Source organism: Streptomyces sp. SDT5-1 (assembly GCF_052245995.1).
Classification (GTDB): Bacteria; Actinomycetota; Actinomycetes; order Streptomycetales; family Streptomycetaceae; genus Streptomyces.
Genome location: NZ_CM125963.1, coordinates 269942 through 286669 on the forward strand (window position 1 = coordinate 269942; position 16728 = coordinate 286669).

Annotated in this window: 11 protein-coding genes; 2 read left to right on the plus strand and 9 right to left on the minus strand. The window is 72.4% G+C overall.

What is annotated here, in order from left to right:
- Positions 1–26: 26 nt before the first annotated feature.
- The 5 genes from ACTWJ8_RS01270 to eccD form a co-directional block, all read right to left on the minus strand.
- On the minus strand, positions 27–497 hold the full coding sequence (locus tag ACTWJ8_RS01270; RefSeq protein ID WP_356382117.1) for a type VII secretion system-associated protein: 471 nt from the start codon (positions 495–497) through the stop codon (positions 27–29).
- A 98-nt stretch (positions 498–595) separates the two neighbouring features.
- On the minus strand, positions 596–904 hold the full coding sequence (locus ACTWJ8_RS01275) for a WXG100 family type VII secretion target (RefSeq protein ID WP_356382114.1): 309 nt from the start codon (positions 902–904) through the stop codon (positions 596–598).
- 25 nt (positions 905–929) lie between these two features.
- Positions 930–1265 (minus strand): hypothetical protein, encoded by a 336-nt coding sequence (locus tag ACTWJ8_RS01280; RefSeq protein ID WP_443262443.1) that lies wholly within the window; start codon positions 1263–1265, stop codon positions 930–932.
- A 339-nt stretch (positions 1266–1604) separates the two neighbouring features.
- Positions 1605–3137, minus strand: coding sequence for a type VII secretion protein EccB (gene eccB, locus ACTWJ8_RS01285; RefSeq protein WP_356382109.1), 1533 nt, complete (start codon positions 3135–3137; stop codon positions 1605–1607).
- Between the two features lie 92 nt (positions 3138–3229).
- Positions 3230–4636, minus strand: coding sequence for a type VII secretion integral membrane protein EccD (eccD, locus tag ACTWJ8_RS01290; RefSeq protein ID WP_443262444.1), 1407 nt, complete (start codon positions 4634–4636; stop codon positions 3230–3232).
- Positions 4637–4972: 336 nt separating this feature from the next.
- Between eccD and eccCa the strand changes: the two genes are divergently transcribed.
- Entirely contained in the window at positions 4973–8923 is a 3951-nt protein-coding gene (gene eccCa / locus ACTWJ8_RS01295) for a type VII secretion protein EccCa (protein WP_443265154.1), read from the plus strand.
- Between the two features lie 10 nt (positions 8924–8933).
- Here the strand turns inward: eccCa and ACTWJ8_RS01300 are convergent, their stop codons facing one another.
- From ACTWJ8_RS01300 to ACTWJ8_RS01315, 4 genes are read right to left on the minus strand one after another with little or no spacing between them, the layout of a single operon-like run.
- A complete protein-coding gene (locus tag ACTWJ8_RS01300) occupies positions 8934–10172 on the minus strand; it encodes a S8 family serine peptidase (RefSeq protein WP_443262445.1) in 1239 nt (412 codons plus the stop codon).
- Entirely contained in the window at positions 10169–13486 is a 3318-nt protein-coding gene (locus ACTWJ8_RS01305; protein WP_443262446.1) for a right-handed parallel beta-helix repeat-containing protein, read from the minus strand. Before ACTWJ8_RS01305 ends, ACTWJ8_RS01300 begins: the two co-directional genes overlap by 4 nt.
- A 60-nt stretch (positions 13487–13546) precedes the next feature.
- On the minus strand, positions 13547–14653 hold the full coding sequence (locus ACTWJ8_RS01310) for a ricin-type beta-trefoil lectin domain protein (RefSeq protein ID WP_443262447.1): 1107 nt from the start codon (positions 14651–14653) through the stop codon (positions 13547–13549).
- Positions 14650–15354 carry a type VII secretion system-associated protein gene (locus ACTWJ8_RS01315; RefSeq protein ID WP_443262448.1) on the minus strand — a complete coding sequence of 235 codons (705 nt, stop codon included), beginning with the start codon at positions 15352–15354 and terminating at the stop codon, positions 14650–14652. Before ACTWJ8_RS01315 ends, ACTWJ8_RS01310 begins: the two co-directional genes overlap by 4 nt.
- Positions 15355–15717: 363 nt before the next feature.
- On the opposite strand from ACTWJ8_RS01315, the gene ACTWJ8_RS01320 reads away from it, so the two are divergent.
- Positions 15718–16668, plus strand: a complete 951-nt coding sequence (locus ACTWJ8_RS01320; protein ID WP_443262449.1) for a mannose-binding protein — start codon at positions 15718–15720, stop codon at positions 16666–16668.
- Positions 16669–16728: the final 60 nt, after the last annotated feature.

Sequence of the window (16728 nt, forward strand, 5' to 3'; positions counted from 1 at the left end):
GCCCCTTCTCGTCTTCTCTACGGTCGTCAGCTGGTCTCGTCGTCGGTGCCCGAGCTGCCGGAGGTCAGGGTGTCGACGTCCTCGAACTTCTGGAGCAGGGTCTGCGCGTCGATCGCGTCGAGGTTCTTGTCCTTGGTCTTCTCGGCCTCGTCGATGGTGTCCGTGAGGGCCTCTTTCAGCTCCTTGAACAGGTCCATCTGGTCACCGAGCAGCTTGTCGATCGCGGTGGCCGCCGTGGTGATGCCCTCGATCAGCGTGGGGCCCGAGACGAGGGGCTCCTTGTTCATCTTGCCGAGGCGCAGGAGCTGTTGGTCCTGGGAGAGGTTGTCCGCGGTGGTGTGTCCGTCGATGAGTTCGCCGAGCGGGCGGACGCTGCTGCCGTCGCCGTCCTCGCGGTGCTTCTTCGCCTTGGTGTACACCGGCTGCACCTCGTGGTCCCGGAAGTTCTCCATCTGCTTGAGGTCGAAATGCGTGACGTCGGCCTTGTCGTCGGCCATGGGACGCCTCCTGCCGGTTGCTGCCTGACGGGGATCGGGGTGGCCCGACGGGCGCCCCGCGCAAGGGCCCCGGCCATGTCACCGGGGCCCGGTACGACTCAACGGGCGCGCACACTGCCCCAGTTGTCGGCGCTCCTGCGCTCGTCACGGGAGTGGTTGTCGTGGATGCTCTGGATCAGCTCGCCGTTGTCGCCGAGGAGCTGGGCCATGTTCTTGGTGGCCTGGTCCCACTCCGCCTGGACCCCGCGGTACATCTCCTGGTCCGCGCCCTCCCAGGAGGCGATGAGCGGCTTGAGCTCGTCCTCGAGGTTGTTCAGGGTCGTGATGATGTGCTGGGTCTGCTCGCTCAGTTCCTCGATCGCCTGCCGCACCTTGGGGTACTGCACATCGATGATGCCGTCGGCCATGACGTCTCCTCTACGGTGGGGGGTGTCAGCGCAGCGCTTCGAAGACGCCCTGGCTGGTCTTGCTGTTGAGGACCTCGGTCAGGTCCTGGTTCTCCTGCGCCAGCCGGTTGGCGGAGGTCACGTTCTCCTGGAGGGCGTCGGCCATCTTGCTGATCTGGACGACGACCTTCTGCGCCTCGCCGTTCCAGCTGCGGAAGAGCTTCAGGAGGGCCTGGCCCTCGTCGCCGCCGACGCCCGAACGCGCCGCGATCTCGGCGACGTTGTTCTGGATTTTCTCGACCTGGTCCCTGGCGCTCTCCAGGGAGGAGACGCCTCCCAGACCCTTGGCATATTCCGCTTTCCTCGCGGCGCTGTCCGCCATGTCGCGTTCCCTTCGTGGGGCGAGTCTCGTCGCACGTTGCTCGCTGAGGCTAAAGAGAACCGGCGCTTCCGCGCAACGCGTGCCGGAAAGATTTCGGGTATCAGAGCCGGGGCCAAAATACGTGTGTGGCAGTCGAGTTGAGGGCGTGTTTCGGAGAGATGAACGCGGCCTTGACGGCCGAATCGGGCAGCCCGACATGAACCGTTCACCTGGGTCCGTGATACGGACGGAAAACGGGCACACGCTCCTTCCGAACGGGCATCTCGGGGGCGAGAATCCGCCATTGAAGAGGACGCCCGCGGCATTGTGCGCGGATCCGGTCGGGGGAAATTCTGAGCTTTATCTGAGGTTCGGTGTCTCTTTTCCACTCGTGGCGCAGGCCGGTGCCGTCACCTTGGCGCGGGTCGCTCCGGTCGCGGCGTCCGGGTCGAGGTCGGCGCCGGTCGGCAGGGCGGCGAGCAGCGGGGCCGGTACGGAGTCGATGTCCCCGGCGGCGTAGCCGAGCGCGGTCAGCGAACTCTCGTCGGGCACGCGGTACTTCACCCCGTTCTCGGCGACGAGGTACGTGGTTCCCGCATGTGCGGCGCCGCTCGCGTTCAGGGCCCGTACGAGGGCGCCGCGGCCGGGCCTGACCACGGTGGCGTCGGTGCGGACGCAGGCGTCCCGGATCGGGCCCGCGGTGCCGGCGGGTACGGCGACCGGGGAGAGCGAGGTCAGCGGGACGAGGACGGACCTGATGCGGACGCCGCCGTCGCCGCCGTCGGTCTGGGCGCACAGCGCGGTGCCGCTCGGCGTGTTCTGCGGGGCGGGCGGCGCGTCGGGGAGCTGCGCCGATCCGGCCGCGCCCGCGTTCTTGGCCTGGTGCTCGCGCAGCGCGTCGGCGCCGACGGTGCGGGCCTCGGGCGACTTGCCCTGGTAGGCGTCCTTCTGGGTGGCCGGATCGCCGAGGACGAGGGCGGCGCCGAGCCGGGTGAGCGGCACGAGGCCGTCCTTGCGCAGCAGTTGGTACGTGCTGTCGCCGCCGGGCACGCTCACCTTGAAGACCTGGCCGACGCGGCTGGGCTCGCCGCCGATGTCGGGGCCCTGTTCGCCGCGGCCCGGGTTCGCGGGCGGCTTCAGGGTGGGGCCGGAGGCGAGGGAGTCCAGGAAGGCCGCCGAGACGGGCATGGGGCGCTGGGAGCCGTAGCCGAGGGCGGTGCGGGCGTCGGACGCGCGGTCGAGCGGCAGCCGGCTGCCGCGCCAGACCAGGTACTCGGTGCCGTCCGGTCCGCGTACGAGGACCCCGCGGTCGGCGGCGACGGCGGTGGCGTCCAGCGGCGCCCCGGCCACCAGGGTGGTGGCGCCGGGCTCGTTGACGCCGGTGTCCGACACGGTTCCCGAGGTGTTGGCGAGCGCCCCGCCGGGCCCGGTGACGCACATGTGCCAGGCATCGGCGTCGAGCCGGCCGGGTTCGGGCACGGAGTCGGGGGCCCCGGTGATGCCGACCGGCGAGCCCACCGGGACGTTGTCGAGGGAGGGGGTGTGGACGTCGGACGTGGCGAGGTCGGAGCCGCCGATGAGGCGCGCCGATGCGTAGTTGCGGACCGGGTGCAGGACGCCGTCGGTGTCGGTCCACAGGTAGCGGGCGCCGGTGTCACGGTTGACCACCAGGTGTTTTCCGTCGCGCCAGCTCTCGTTGCCGCCGGGGCGCAGCAGTCCGTAGACGGTGGCGCCCGCGCCGATCAGGACGGTCGCGAGGACGCCGAAGACGACTCCGCGGGTGGTGCGGCCGAGGGGGCTCTCGGGGGCGTCGGGGTCGGCCATCAGCAGGCCGGAGCTGAGCCTGCCCATCATGAAGGTGTGGGCGTGTACCTGGTCGCGTTTGGACTGCACGGCCTCTCCTCAACGTCTTTCTTTGATCCGTCCGCGCGTGCGCTCGGCCCGCGTACGTACGGGATGTGCTCAGCCGGTGTCGCGGGCGTCGCTCAGCCGAACAGGCCGCGCAGCCAGCCGAACAGGCCCGCCACCCACAGCGTCAGCGGCAGCACGGCCACCGCGAGCAGGGTGTGCAGGATCTCCGCGGCGCGCCCCCAGTACGGCAGCAGGCGGCGTCCCGGCACCGTCCAGGCCGCGATCACGAGCGCCGCGGCGGCGGCGAGCAGCACCGCGAACACGACGACGCGCGCGGTGCCCTCGGAGTCCACGGCCCAGGCGCGGGCGAGGAGCAGCAGCCCCCAGACGCCCGGCACCGCGAGGGTCAGGCGCTGTCCGATGTGCACGAGGCCGCGGGAGTGCAGGAGCAGGAGCAGGCTGAGGGCGGCGGCGGTCAGCACCTCGGGCAGGTTCGGGTGTTCGGTGAGGACGACGAGGGCGGCGACGACGACGGTGCCGGTGGCGGCGAACAGGGCGGCGACCCAGCGTCCGGCCAGCTCGGTGCGTTCGGCGACCTCGTCGCCCGCGTACGGCTCGATGCCCTCCTGGAGCTGGCCCGCGGACGAGGGCAGGGCGGGCAGCCGCATCCCGGCCAGTTTGAACGCGAAAGGCGCCACGGCTCCTGCGGCGAGCGCGACGACGGTGGCGACGACGGCGACCGCGGCGGGTGTGTGGAGGCCGGTGTACCCCATGAGGGCGCCTGCGACGGCGCAGGCCACGGCGACGACGGCGGTCGCGAACAGGGCCGGGGCGCCGACCGCGGTGGCGGCCAGGGCGAGGACCGCGCCGCCCGCTCCCGCGGCGCCCGCGGCGAGCAGCCGGGCTCCGGCGACGCGCGCCGCGTCGGGACCGGTGAGGTCGCCTCCGGGCAGCAGCCAGCCCGCAAGCGCGAGGCAGGGGGCGACGAGGAGGCCGAGGGCGGTCGCGGAGAGCCGGTCGCCGACCGCGCGGCTCGCCGATCCGGCGCCGGCGAGGACCAGCAGGCCGGTCACGGCGGCGCAGGCGGCGCGGGTGGAGTCGGTGGCGGTGACGCCTGGCCACAGCAGCAGGACGAGGGCGGCGGCGACGGTGACGAGGGCGGTGACGACGAGGGTCCAGCGGGAGGCCGCGGGGCGCCAGGTGTGCAGTCGGCGGCCCGCGGTGTCGGCTATGCCGTCCACGAGGTCGTCGAGCCGGGCCTCCGGGAGGGCTTCGGTGTGCGGGCGCAGGTAGAGCACGTCGCCGTCGGCGAGGCCCGCGCGTTCGAGGGTGGTCTCCTCGTCGAGGGGCGTGTCGCCGAGGCGTTGGAGCACCCAGCCCGCGTGGTCGAGCCCGGACTCCTCGGCGCCTTCGCCGACGTAACGCAGCAGCGTGGGCAGCAGGTCGGCGACCGGCACGTCGGCGGGGACGGCCAGGTCGACGGAGACGTTCGGCGCACGTACGGTCAGGCGGCACAGTGCGGCCACGACGCTGTCGGTCATCGGCTGAACTCTCGTCTTCCGTGGGGGCTTTGCCGGAGGACTTCCCCGAGAGGAACTTCTCCGAGAGGGATGTGTGAAGACTACGGAAAGCGCGCTCGGTCCCGAACGCCGGGTCGGGGCAATGGAATTCGGCACCGCGGTCGACGCTGACCTCACCCCGCGTGGACAGGGCGCGTTCCGTGAATGCAGACTACTGCCTACGCCCTCCGGATCGCACTGTCGACCGGACTCCCTTTGTCTGGTGCGGACTTGCTGCCGGAAAGTCAGTGAAACCGGAGGTTCTGTTCCTTGAGTGTGGTGCTGTTTCGCCGTCCGGCCCGTAGGCGCGGCCCGGAGATGCCCGACGGGCAATTGACCCTGCAGGAGCCTCCGGTTCTCTCCGAGACCGTTCCGGACACATCGGCGATATGGACTTATTTGCCGATGGCATTGATGTCCGTGTCGATGATGCTGATGTTCCTGCGGACCGGCGGCAGCAACGGCATCTTCATGTATCTGGCGATGGGCGTGATGGTGATCGCCGCCGCCGCGATGCTCCTCGGGCAGCTGATGCGCCGCGCCGGTGAGCGCAAGCAACGCCTCAAGGGCGAGCGGCGCGACTACCTCCGCTACCTGGCGCAGATCCGCAAGCGGGTCCGTACCACCATCGTCGAGCAGCAGCGGGCGCTGGCCTGGCGGCATCCGGAGCCCTCCTCGCTGCGTTCGGTGGCCCGTACGTCCCGGTTGTGGGAGCGGCGGCCCGCCGACGAGGACTTCGGCGAGGTGCGCATCGCGGTCGGCGAGCAGCAGCTCGCGGTGACCCTGGAGCCGGTCTCGACCCGGCCCGTGGAGGATTTGGAGCCGCTGTGCGCGCACGCGCTGCGCCGCTTCATCCGCGCGTACTCCACCGTCCCCGACCAGCCGCTCGGCCTGTATCTGCGGTCCTCGGCACGGGTGTTGCTGCGCCCGGACGGCGATGAGGACACCGATGCGGTACGTGACCTGGTGCGGGCGGTGCTCGGTCAGCTCGCGGTCTTCCACGCTCCGGAGGAGCTGTGGCTGGCGTTGTGTGTCAGTGACGAGCGGCGGGCCGACTGGGAGTGGACCAAGTGGCTCCCGCACGTGCTGCACCCGCACGAGGAGGACGGCGCGGGCCAGGTCCGCCGGATCACGGGTGACATCACCGAGCTGGACGACCTGCTGGGCGCCGAGTTCGCCGAGCGGCCGGGCTTCGACCCGGACGGCCGCCCCGGACGCGACGAGCCGTACACGGTCGTCGTCCTGGATGGTGTCAACGTCCCCGAGGGACACCGCTGGGAGGGGCATGGGTACCGCAACGCGCTGGTGCTCGATGTCTCGGGCGCGCTGCGCTGGCGTCCCGGCCGCAACACCCTGCGTCTGACCGTCGGGCAGGGCCGGGTCAATCTGGTGCGCACCGACCGCAGCCGCAAGGAGCGCTCGGTGCCGCTCGGCACACCGGACCGGCTCGGTGTGCTCGGTGCGGAGGCGCTGGCCCGGCTCCTCGCGCCGCGCCGGATCAGTCTGGGCGGCGACATGTCCCAACCCCTCGACTCCGACGTCGAGTTGACGACCCTGCTGGGCATCCCCGATCTGCACCGGCACGATCCGCAGACGCTGTTCGACCGGCACACCGGCAGCGGCCGCCTGCGCGTTCCGATCGCGGTCGGCGAGGACGGCCGGCCGATGGAGCTCGACATCAAGGAGTCCGCGCAGGGCGGCATGGGCCCGCACGGCATGCTCATCGGTGCCACGGGCTCCGGCAAGAGCGAGCTGTTGCGCACCCTCGTCCTCGGCCTGGCCCTCACGAACTCCTCCGAGACACTCAACTTCGTCCTCGTCGACTTCAAGGGCGGTGCCACCTTCCTCGGCCTGGACGAACTGCCGCACACCGCGGCCGTCATCACCAACCTCGCGGACGAGGCGGCGCTGGTGGAGCGCATGCAGGACGCCCTGCACGGCGAACTCATCCGCCGCCAGGAACTGCTGCGCGCCGCAGGGAACTACACCTCTGTCCTGGAGTACGAGCGGGCGCGCGCGGCCGGAGCCGATCTGAAGCCGCTGCCGAGTCTGTTCGTCGTGGTCGACGAGTTCAGCGAACTGCTGGCCACGCACCGCGAGTTCATGGACCTCTTCGTGATGATCGGCCGTCTGGGACGTTCGCTCGGTGTTCATCTGCTGCTGGCCTCGCAGCGTCTCGACGAGGGACGCATGCACCAGCTGGAGAGCCACCTGTCGTACCGGATCGGTCTGCGCACCTTCTCGGCCATGGAGAGCCGTGGTGTGCTGGGTGTCCCGGACGCCTACGAGCTGCCGGCCCAGCCCGGCAGCGGGTACCTCAAGTCCGGTGTGGAGTCGCTGACCCGGTTCCGTGCCGCGTACTCCTCGGGCACGTATCGCCGTCGCACGGGCGCCGTCGTGCAGGCCCGCGTGGCGAGCCAGGTCGTGCAGTGGACGAGTGGCTGGGTGGTGCCCCGCACCCTGGAGGCTCCGCCCGAGCCGGAGGTGGCCGAGGAGGAGGGCGGCGACGAGGAGACCCTGCTCGACGTGGCGCTGGACCGGCTGCGCGGCTCGGGTCCCGCTCCGCACCGGGTATGGCTGCCGCCGCTCGGCGCGCCGTCCCCGCTCGACGAACTCCTGGGCGGGGTCGTGCCCGACGAGGAGCGCGGGCTCACGGCGGCGAAGTGGCCGGGCACCGGCAAGCTGCGCGTCCCGGTGGGCCTGGTGGACAAGCCGTTCGAGCAGCGCCGTGACCCGCTGGTGGTGGACCTGTCGGCGGCGGGCGGCCATGTCGCCATCGCGGGCGGTTCGCAGAGCGGCAAGTCGACGCTGGCCCGGACGCTGATCGCCGCGCTGGCGCTGACCCACACACCACGCGAGATCCAGTTCTACTGCCTGGACTTCGGTGGCGGCGGCCTCTCCCAGTTCGCCGGTCTTCCGCACGTCGGCGGGGTCGCGGCGCGGCTCAACCCGGAGCGGGTGCAGCGCACGGTGTCCGAGGTGATGACACTGCTGGCGCGGCGCGAGCAGTTCTTCGTGGACCACACCCTGGACTCGATGCAGTCCTACCGGCGCCGCCGGGCCGCGGGCGAGTTCGCGGACGAGCCGTTCGGCGACGTGTTCATGGTGGTCGACGGCTGGTCGACGGTCCGGCAGGACTACGACGAGCTGATCCCGAAGTTCAACGAACTCGCCGCGCGCGGCCTGAACTACGGCATCCACCTCGTCGTCACCACCACTCGCTGGGTGGAGCTGTCCGCGCAGGTCCGTGACCAGTCGGCGACCCGCCTGGAACTGCGGATGGGTGACCCGATGGACTCGGAGATCGACACCCGCAAGGCGCGCTCGGTGCCGCGCAGCGGCGGCCGGGGCATCACCGCGGACAGCAAGATGCACTTCCTCGCGGGCCTGCCCCGCCTCGACGGCAGCGGCTCCCTCGACGACCTCGGTGACGGTGTCTCGCACCTGGTGTCCGAGATCTCCCGCGCCTGGAAGGGCGCCCGCGCCCCGGAGGTCCGGATGCTCCCGCACCGCCTCCCGCTGTCCGAACTCCCGGCGCCCGAGAGCACGGAGGGCGGCGGGCTTCGGCTTCCGCTCGGCATCGACCAGGACGCCCTGGAACCGGTGTGGCACGACTTCAGCCGCACTCCGCACCTCATCGTCGTCGGCGACACCGAGAGCGGCAAGACGAATCTGCTGCGCCGTGTCACCGACGGCATCGTGAGCCGGTACGCGCCGAACGAGGCGAAGATCATCGCGGTGGACTACCGCCGCACCCTGGTGGACGCCATCCCTGCCGAGTACCGGATCGGGCACGTGATCTCCCTGGACAATCTGACGGAGACCGTCGACGGCGCGGCCCGCGCGCTCAAGACCCGGGTGCCCGGCGCGGACATCGCGCCCGCCCGGATGCGCCAGTGCGACTGGTGGACGGGCCCGCGCCTGTTCCTCCTGATCGACGACTACGACATGGTGTCCGGCAGCTCGTTCCAGAACCCCTTCGAGCCGCTCTTCGAGCATCTGACGCTCGGCTACGAGATGGGCCTTCACATCGTCGTCGCCCGCGGCGCGATGGGCGCGGGCCGCGGTCTCAGCGACGGCCTGATCCGTCGCCTGGACGAGGCCAACAACCCGGCGGTGCTGCTGTCCTGCCCGCCCACCGAGGGCCGCCTGTTCGGCAACGCGAAGCCGCTCAACCTGCCGCCGGGCCGTGCCCTGCACATCGCCCGCCGCAAGGCGCGGCTGATGCAGACGGCGCTGATGGACGAGCTGCCGGGCCAGGAGGGCTGACCCCGCGCGTTCAGTCCGTGCCCGGCTCGCCCGGTCCCGCCGGGCGCCAGCCGCGGGCGCGGGCCCGGGGCAGCGCGAACGCCAGCCATACGACGAGGAGGACGACGGCGGAGCCACCGAGCAGCAGGAAGGTGGCTCGGCCGGTGGCCCGCTCGGTGTCGGAGGTGTCGCGCACGGCCACCGGCTGGGCGGCATGCTCGGAGCCAGCGGAACCGGACGCCTTGCGGTCGCCGACGACCGTGGTGACGGCCGCGTACGGGTCGAGTTGCGGGATGTCCGCCGGGTAGGCGGTGGAGGTGAGCCGGTGGACCACCTCGGTGGCCGCGTCGTCGGGGCGTGCGGCGCGCACCACGGCGGCGGCACCGGCCGCGAACGCGGTGGCCGCCGATGAGCCGCCGCCGAGGTAGTGGCCGCCGCCTCGGGCGCCGCCCGACACCACTCCGGCGCCGGGCGCGGCCAGGTCGACGCCCTCGGTCGGCAGCGCGCCCTTCGGCCGGGAGCCGTTCGGCAGCATGTCGGCGACCGACAGGACGCCGGGCTCGGCGGCCGGCCAGTAGCGGCGTGCGGGCACCTTGTCGTCGCCGAGGGTCTTCGGCGGGTCGGGGGTGGCCGCGGCGACCACGACGGCGCCCGCCTTGCGGGCCTCCGCGACGGCGCGGGTCAGGTCCTTGTCGCGGCGGGGCAGCGCCACTCCGATCGCGATCACTCCGGCGCGGGCCCGGGTCGCCGCCCGGACCGCGGACGTCACGAGGGAGGCGTCGGCGCGGCCGTTCTTGTCGGTGCCGCGCAGCGCGAGGATCTTTGCCCCGGGGGCCACGCCCGCCAGCCGGGGGTTTCCGCCGCCGTCACCGGCGATCAGACCGGCCAGGAAGGAGCCGTGGCCCACGCAGTCGTCGGCGGCGGCGCCGGACGCGGTGACCCGGCCGTCGAGCCCCGCGGCGTCGGGCGCGACCCCGGTGTCGATCAGGGCGACGGTCACGCCCGCCCCCGTCCCGTAGCGGCGCACCTTGTCGAGGTCGAGGCGCTGGCGGGACCAGTCCTGCTTCTTCGCCCGCTCCTTCGAGGCGGGCACGCAGGAGGCGCTGCCGTCCTTCGTGTCGAGCGTGGACGGCATCGCGGGCAGCGCCTGCCCCTTGCCGTCGTCCGCCGCCGACGGGCGCTGCGGGGCGGCCTGCGCGGGCGCGGTCACCGGCATGAGCAGGGCGGCGGCGAGGACGGCGCCGGACAGGGCGCGGGCGGTGTCCCTCATCGGGGTGCCGCCTTCGGCTCGGCGGTGGCGACGTCGGCGGGCAGCAGGATGCGCAGGTCGTCCAGGGTCGGCGAGGCCAGCGAGCTGAGGCGTCCCGCCTGCCGGGTGACCATCGAGTCGACGACCTGGCGGGCGAGCCGGGCGTTGCCGAAGGAGCGGTCCCTGGGCAGCGCGTCGAAGTACTCCTTGAGCAGCGGTCCCGTGCCGGGGCCGCATTCGTAGCCCATGGCGGAGGCCTGCGCGCGCACGATGGTGACCAGTTCCTCGGAGGTGTAGTCGGCGAAGGCGATCCGGCGCGGGAAGCGCGAGGACAGGCCGGGGTTGGAGCCGAGGAAGCGCTCCATCTCGTCGGTGTATCCGGCGACGATGACGACGACCTCGTCGCGGTGGTCCTCCATGAGCTTGAGGAGTGTGTCGACGGCCTCCTGGCCGAAGTCGGCGCCGCCGCCGCGCGGGGTGAGGGTGTAGGCCTCGTCGATGAACAGGACGCCACCTCGGGCCCGTTCGAAGACTTCCTTGGTGAGCTGGGCGGTGTGTCCTATGTAGCGGCCGACGAGGTCGGCGCGGGCCGCCTCGACCATCTGACCGCGCTCCAGGATGCCCAGTTGGGTGAGGATCTCGCCGTAGAGGCGGGCCACCGTGGTCTTTCCGGTGCCGGGCGGGCCCGTGAAGACCAGGTGATGGCTGAGCGTGGGCACGGGGAGTCCGGCGGCGGCGCGGTGGCGGGCCGTGGTGATGAGGTTGACGAGGTCGGCGACGTCGCGCTTGACCTCGGACAGGCCGACCATGTCGCCGAGCCGGGTCAGCGGGTCGTCCTCCTGCGCCCCGCTCCCGCCGGCCTGCGGGGCGGCCTTGTCGGACACGTCCTCGGGCAGCAGGAGCCGCAGATCGTGCTCGCCGACCTGCTCCTGTGTGGCGAGCCTGACCGCCTGCCGGTCGACCATCTCCTCGAAGACCCCGCGCGCGGCACGGCCGTTGCCGAACCCGGCGTCGCGGGGCATCGCCTCGAAGTGCGCGGCCAGCGCCTCCGCCGTGCCCTCCCCCAGCTCGTACTGGTGCTGGGCGCACATGCTCTCCATGATCGCGACCAGATCGGGCACCGAGTAGTTCTCGAACTCGACGGTGCGCGAGAAGCGGGAGGCGAGGCCGGGGTTGGAGGCCAGGAACGACTCCATCTCGCGGGAGTACCCGGCGGCGACCACCACCACGTCGTCGCGGTGGTCCTCCATGAGCTTCAGGAGGGTGTCGACGGCCTCCCGGCCGAAGTCGGCGCCGCCGTTGCCGCTGTCGGCGACGAGGGTGTACCCCTCGTCGATGAACAGCACGCCGCCCAGGGCCCGTTCGAAGGTCTCGGTGGTCTTGATGGCGGTGCCGCCCACGACCTGGGCGACCAGATCGGCGCGGGACACCTCGACGAGGTGGCCGCTGCGCAGCGAGCCCAGTTCGGCGAGGATCGCGCCGTAGAGCCGGGCGACGGTCGTCTTGCCGGTGCCGGGCGGCCCGGCGAAGATCAGGTGTCGGCTCATCGGCGGTGCGGTCATGCCGAGTTGCTCGCGGCGCTGGGCGAGCTGGGTCAGGCTGACGAGCGTCCCGACCTGCTGTTTGACGTTCTCGAGGCCGATCAGTGCGTTGAGCGCGCCGAGCGGGCCGTCCGCGCGGTCCGGCGGCGGCGCGTCGGCCGCGCCCGATCCCGCCGGGTCGGTGTTCTCGGCGCTGCCGCTGCCCCAGGCGTCGCGCTTGCCGTTGTCGGTGCTGTTGAGGCCCTCGACCGCGAGCCGTTCGCCGGGGGCGGTCTGCACGAGGCCGCCGCCCTCGTTCTCCCGGGCGGCGCAGTTCACCAGCGAGACGGGGGCGGTGGACTCCACGCGGAAGCCGTCCTGGGCGCCGCCGTTGGCCTCGCAGCCGCTGAGCGAGGCGAGCGAGCCCTCGCGGAGCAGCACGCCGTGGCCCTTCGCGGCGTGCACGGTGGTGCGGTTGGCGGTGAGTTCGCCTCCCGCAGTGACGAGCACACCGTCCTCGGCGGGCGTCTCGACGCGGAAGTCGCGGACGGTGACGTTGCCGCCGTCCTCGACGACGAGACCGTTCCCCGCGGCGTCGGAGACACCACCACCCGCCAGGTAGAGGGTGCTGCCCGCGGCGACCCGGACCCCGGCGCCGTTCGGGCGCAGGATCTCGCAGTCCTCGGCGCGTCCGCGGGCGCTGTCGGTGGCCGTGATGCCGTCGCCGTCCGGTTCGACGAGGCGGGCGCGGCGCAGCATCGGGTTGGCGCCGCCGCGTACGGCGACGGCGGGCGAGCCGCCGATGACCTCCAGGCGGTCCAGCTCGGGGGCCGCGTCCTCCTCCAGGAGCAGCCCGGTCCCGTCGGCGTCGCGCACGGTCAGGCCGGTCAGCGCCGGTGACGCGGCCCCGGCGACGCGGAGGGCGGCGCCGCGCGCGCCGTCCACCCAGCAGTCCTCGAAGGTGCCGCGCGACCGGTCGGTGACCAGGATGCCGTGGCCCCGGGTGCGCGAGACACGGCAGCGGCGAAGCACCGGGTCGGTACCCGCGGCCAGCGCGATCCCGGTCCCGGACGCCCCGGTGACACGGACGTCCTCCAGGGTCGTGCGGCCCGAACTGCTCAGGTGCACACCGGTGCTGGTGTCGTGCACGACGGTGCGGATGACCGTGAGGGCGGAGTTCTGCTCCAGGGCGAGCGAGGGCTTGTCGGTGGAGGACAGGTCGCAGTCCTCGACGGTGCCGCGGGAGTCGCCGTTGGCGAGGATGCCGTTGCCGCGGGCGTCGCGGACCGTGCAGTCGCGGATCCGGGCCTCGCCCTGCTCGGCGAGGACCACGCCACTGGTGCCGAGGTGCTCGAAGGTGCAGGACTCCACCGTGGTGGGCGAGGTCGACGTGATCACGACGCCCGCGCCCTGGGAGTTGCCGACCCGGCACTCGCGCAGGGCGAGCGAACCGGTGCCGCCCGCCAGCATCGCCGTCCAGGCGGCGCCGACGATCTCGCAGCCGTCGAACGCGGCCTGGCCGCGCCGCACGTCCACCGTCGGCAGCTCCGGGTCGCCGCCGCGCAGGGTCACCTCGGAGACCATCACGGCGTCGGCGCGCAGCGCGATCACGCTGCCGGTGCGCGGCCGGATCTCCACGGTGCCGCGTCCCTCGGCGGCGGTGAGGGTGACCCTGGTGGAGATCACCAGATTCTCCGCGTACGTCCCGGGCCGCACGCTCACGAGCGCGCCGGTCCGGGCGGCCGCGAGTGCCTCACCGATGGTCCGGTAGCGGTCCCCCGAACCGGGGCCGACCGTCAGTACCTGGCGCGACACGCACCAACCTCCTTGCTACGGCAGCGTCTTGGACGTACTCCCCCGGACCTCGGCATCCGGTCAGACGCTCCACTTCTGTGCGTCGGACCCGTTGCAGGTCCACAGCTGCACCGGGGCCTTGTTGTCCGGGTTGCTGCCCTTGATGTCGGCACACATGCCCACGACGGTGTTCACCAGGTCGTGGGCCTCGTTCAGGACGAACTTCTGGGCGTCGTTGCCGCTGCATCGCGCGATCTGCAGCGGGGTGCCCGGGGAGAAGTCGGCGTTGGCGACGTCCAGGCACAGTCCGTGGATCCTTACGGTGCCGTCGGAGGCGAACTGCCATTGCTGCGCGGGGCCGTTGTTGCAGTCCCACATCATCAGCTTCTTGCCGTCGGTGAAGTCGGCGGCGGGGACGTCGAGGCAGCGGCCCGCGAGGTGGCTGCGCAGCGCCATGGGGGCGCTGAAGGTGACGGTTCCGGCCTTGGCCGGTGTGTTCTTCTTGCCGTCCGTCTTCTTCGCCGGCGCCTTCTTCTGCGCAGGCTCGCTCTTGGGCTTGTCGGCGTTCTTGCCCGGCTCGGTGGAGGGGGATGCGGGGGCCGCGCCCTTCTTGCCCGAGTCCTTCGTGTCCGCGTCCTTCTTGTCGTCCTCGTCGTGCTTCGAGGCGCGGGCGCTGGGGGTGGCCTCGGAGAAGGCTCCGGGGGACTCCGTCTCGTCGCCGCCGAGGACGGTGCCCGCCGCCGTCGTCTCCTTGCGGTCGTCGTCGTCCTTGTCGCCGCCGAGCACCAGGAACGGTACGGACACGAGCAGTGCGCCCGCGACGGCCGCGCCTGCGAGCACCGCCTTGCCGGGGCGGCCGACCGCGGTGGTGGCACGCGGCTTGTCGATGGCCGTGGCGCTCATGGTCCGGACGAGCGCGGGCAGCCGGCTCTTGGCAGCGGCGGCGGTGTCGGACTCCGTGTCGGTGTCCGTCGGCGTGCTCGTCGAGGCGGCCGTCGGCTCCGCGGCCTGGGAATCCGTGGCCTGGGAGTCCGCGGCCTCGGAAGGTGCCTCGGGCTCGGCCGCCGTCTCCGGCTGGGTGGGTGGTTCGGGGGCGGCGGCGGTCGCGGCCGTGGCCGTCTCATCGCCGTCCGGCCCGGTCGCCGCCGCCTGGGCGGAGGTGGGGGGCTGCTGCGCCGAACGCGTCACGGGGTCCTCCCTGTGCTGTGGGGCGGGGAATCGGGAGCGCCGCCGGTCCGGACCGCGGTGGCGTCGTCCGCCTCCTTCGCAGCCGGCTCGGGGCCGAGCAACCGGTCCGCGGGGACGAGCAGCGGCGCCGCCGCCCCGGCGTTGGCCAGCAGCGTGGTTCCCGTTCCGCTCAGCGTCCGGGCCAACTCCCGCGCGGGAAGGCTGTCATGGCGAAGTGTTGCGGACATGAACGCGTGTGCCGGGGAGGTGAACAACAGCACCACCGGCTCCCCGTCCTGTCCGACGGCGGTGAGCGGTGCGCCGTCGGGTGCGCGCACGACGGTGACTTCGGCGTCGGCGAGCGCCGCGACCGCCTCCTGCGCCGTGCCGTAGCCGGTGGCGGCCCGCTGCGCCGCCGTGTCCACCGGGTCGGTGGGCTCGGGCCAGCCGAGCATGCGGGCGGAAGGGCGGTACGCGGGGTTTGCACGGTACTCGCCGACGTCGCCGTCCTCGTCGGACCGCCATTCGCCGAGCACGGCCCACTCCGGCGGGGGCCGCTCCTCGGTCCACTCCGGGTCGGCGACGCCGATCCAGTGTCCGGGTGCGTGGCGTGCGGCGGCGCGCACCGCGTCGGGTATGGCGGGGGTCGCGTCCGGCTCGGAGCCGTCGGGCGCCTCGGGCCGGGCGTCACGCCTGCCGTCCTGCCGTTCTCCGGGCCGCATCTCCACCTGAGCTCTTTGGTCCGTACGAATTCCCTGGTGTGTCGCGCGAGTTGCGCACACACCGCCGCTGATGGGATCAGGTGTCAACAGGATGCCACACACGTCTCTTCCGTTTCGGCCAGGGCAGGACCCGTATCGGTCCGTGGCCTGCCCGTTTGCCGCCCGAGTGCGGAACTTACCGGGAGCAGTGCGGTGTTGGCGGACATACCGCCACGGGGCGCGTGACAGGAGGGACGGTGGCGGCGCACGCGACGGGCTAAGTTGGTCACGACCGAACTGCCTTTCCCCGCGACGGCGTTCGTCCCGCCGCGCGCCGCGCACACCATGCGCACCAACCGCTCCGACCCCCAGTAGGAGTACCGCATGCCCAGCGAGCAGCAGCCACCCGGCTCGAACGGGGCGGCGGTGGCCGCCTCCCCCACATCCGGTACCGCGCCGGCACCGAGCCCTGCTGAACTCGGCGCCGACGCACCGGAGTCGGCCGCCGAACCGACGCCGAAGGAGTCCGGGGCCGGTGGTGCACTGCCACCGGAGTCACCCGAGCCCGGCACCGCGGAGTCCACCCGCACGCCGGAACCGCGGGAGCGCGTCGCCGTCGCCGCCGCCGTCCCCACCGCGCGGCCGGACACCACGACACGTACCGGCGTGGACGGTGGCCGCCCCCGCAAGCCGGTCCTGGCCGGGGCCGCGCTCGCCGGAGCCGCCCTCGTCGCGATCCCCGTGCTGCTCATCGGCGCGAACGACGATGGCCCCCGAGACGACAAGCGCTCGACCACGTCGGAGTCCGACACGGTGCTCAGCGCGGACTCCTCCCCCGACGACCTCGGCGACTACGTGGAGCAGAAGCCCGAGCCCTCCCCCACCAAGGAGAAGCAGACACCGAAGAAGGCCGTCGCGCCCGCCCCTCCGCCGCCCGCACCCACGACGAGCGCCCCGGCGGCGAAGGAGACACCGAAGCCGAAGCCCAAGCCGAAGGCGGCTCCCGAGCCGGACTGGGGTGTCACCACCGTCACCGCGCCCAGCGTGCTCGAGGTGGACCAGGCGTGGACCACCAACCGCATTCGTATGATCATGCAGCCCGATGGCAATCTCGTCGTCTACAACGAGAAGAACAAGCCGATCTGGGCCTCCATGACCTTCGGCGAGCACCACAAGGCGATCTTCCAGAGCGACGGCAATCTCGTCATCCACAACGGCGACGACCGGCCCATCTGGGCCTCCAAGAGCCATGGTCACGAGGGCGCCAAGCTGGTGCTCCGCGCCGACGGGAAGGTGGTCATCGTGCACAACGGCCGGGTCGTCTGGTCGACCTGACCCGCCTCGGCCCCGGGCGCGGCGGGCGTTCCTGGAGCCCCGTTCGGTGGAGATCCATTA

Coding starts and splice junctions, on each gene's coding strand:
- ACTWJ8_RS01270 (WP_356382117.1), bottom strand. CDS start 497: ATGGCCGACGACAAGGCCGACGTCACGCATTTCGACCTCAAGCAGATG.
- ACTWJ8_RS01275 (WP_356382114.1), bottom strand. CDS start 904: ATGGCCGACGGCATCATCGATGTGCAGTACCCCAAGGTGCGGCAGGCG.
- ACTWJ8_RS01280 (WP_443262443.1), bottom strand. CDS start 1,265: ATGGCGGACAGCGCCGCGAGGAAAGCGGAATATGCCAAGGGTCTGGGA.
- eccD (WP_443262444.1), bottom strand. CDS start 4,636: ATGACCGACAGCGTCGTGGCCGCACTGTGCCGCCTGACCGTACGTGCG.
- eccCa (WP_443265154.1), top strand. CDS start 4,973: ATGCCCGACGGGCAATTGACCCTGCAGGAGCCTCCGGTTCTCTCCGAG.
- ACTWJ8_RS01300 (WP_443262445.1), bottom strand. CDS start 10,172: ATGAGGGACACCGCCCGCGCCCTGTCCGGCGCCGTCCTCGCCGCCGCC.
- ACTWJ8_RS01315 (WP_443262448.1), bottom strand. CDS start 15,354: ATGCGGCCCGGAGAACGGCAGGACGGCAGGCGTGACGCCCGGCCCGAG.
- ACTWJ8_RS01320 (WP_443262449.1), top strand. CDS start 15,718: ATGCCCAGCGAGCAGCAGCCACCCGGCTCGAACGGGGCGGCGGTGGCC.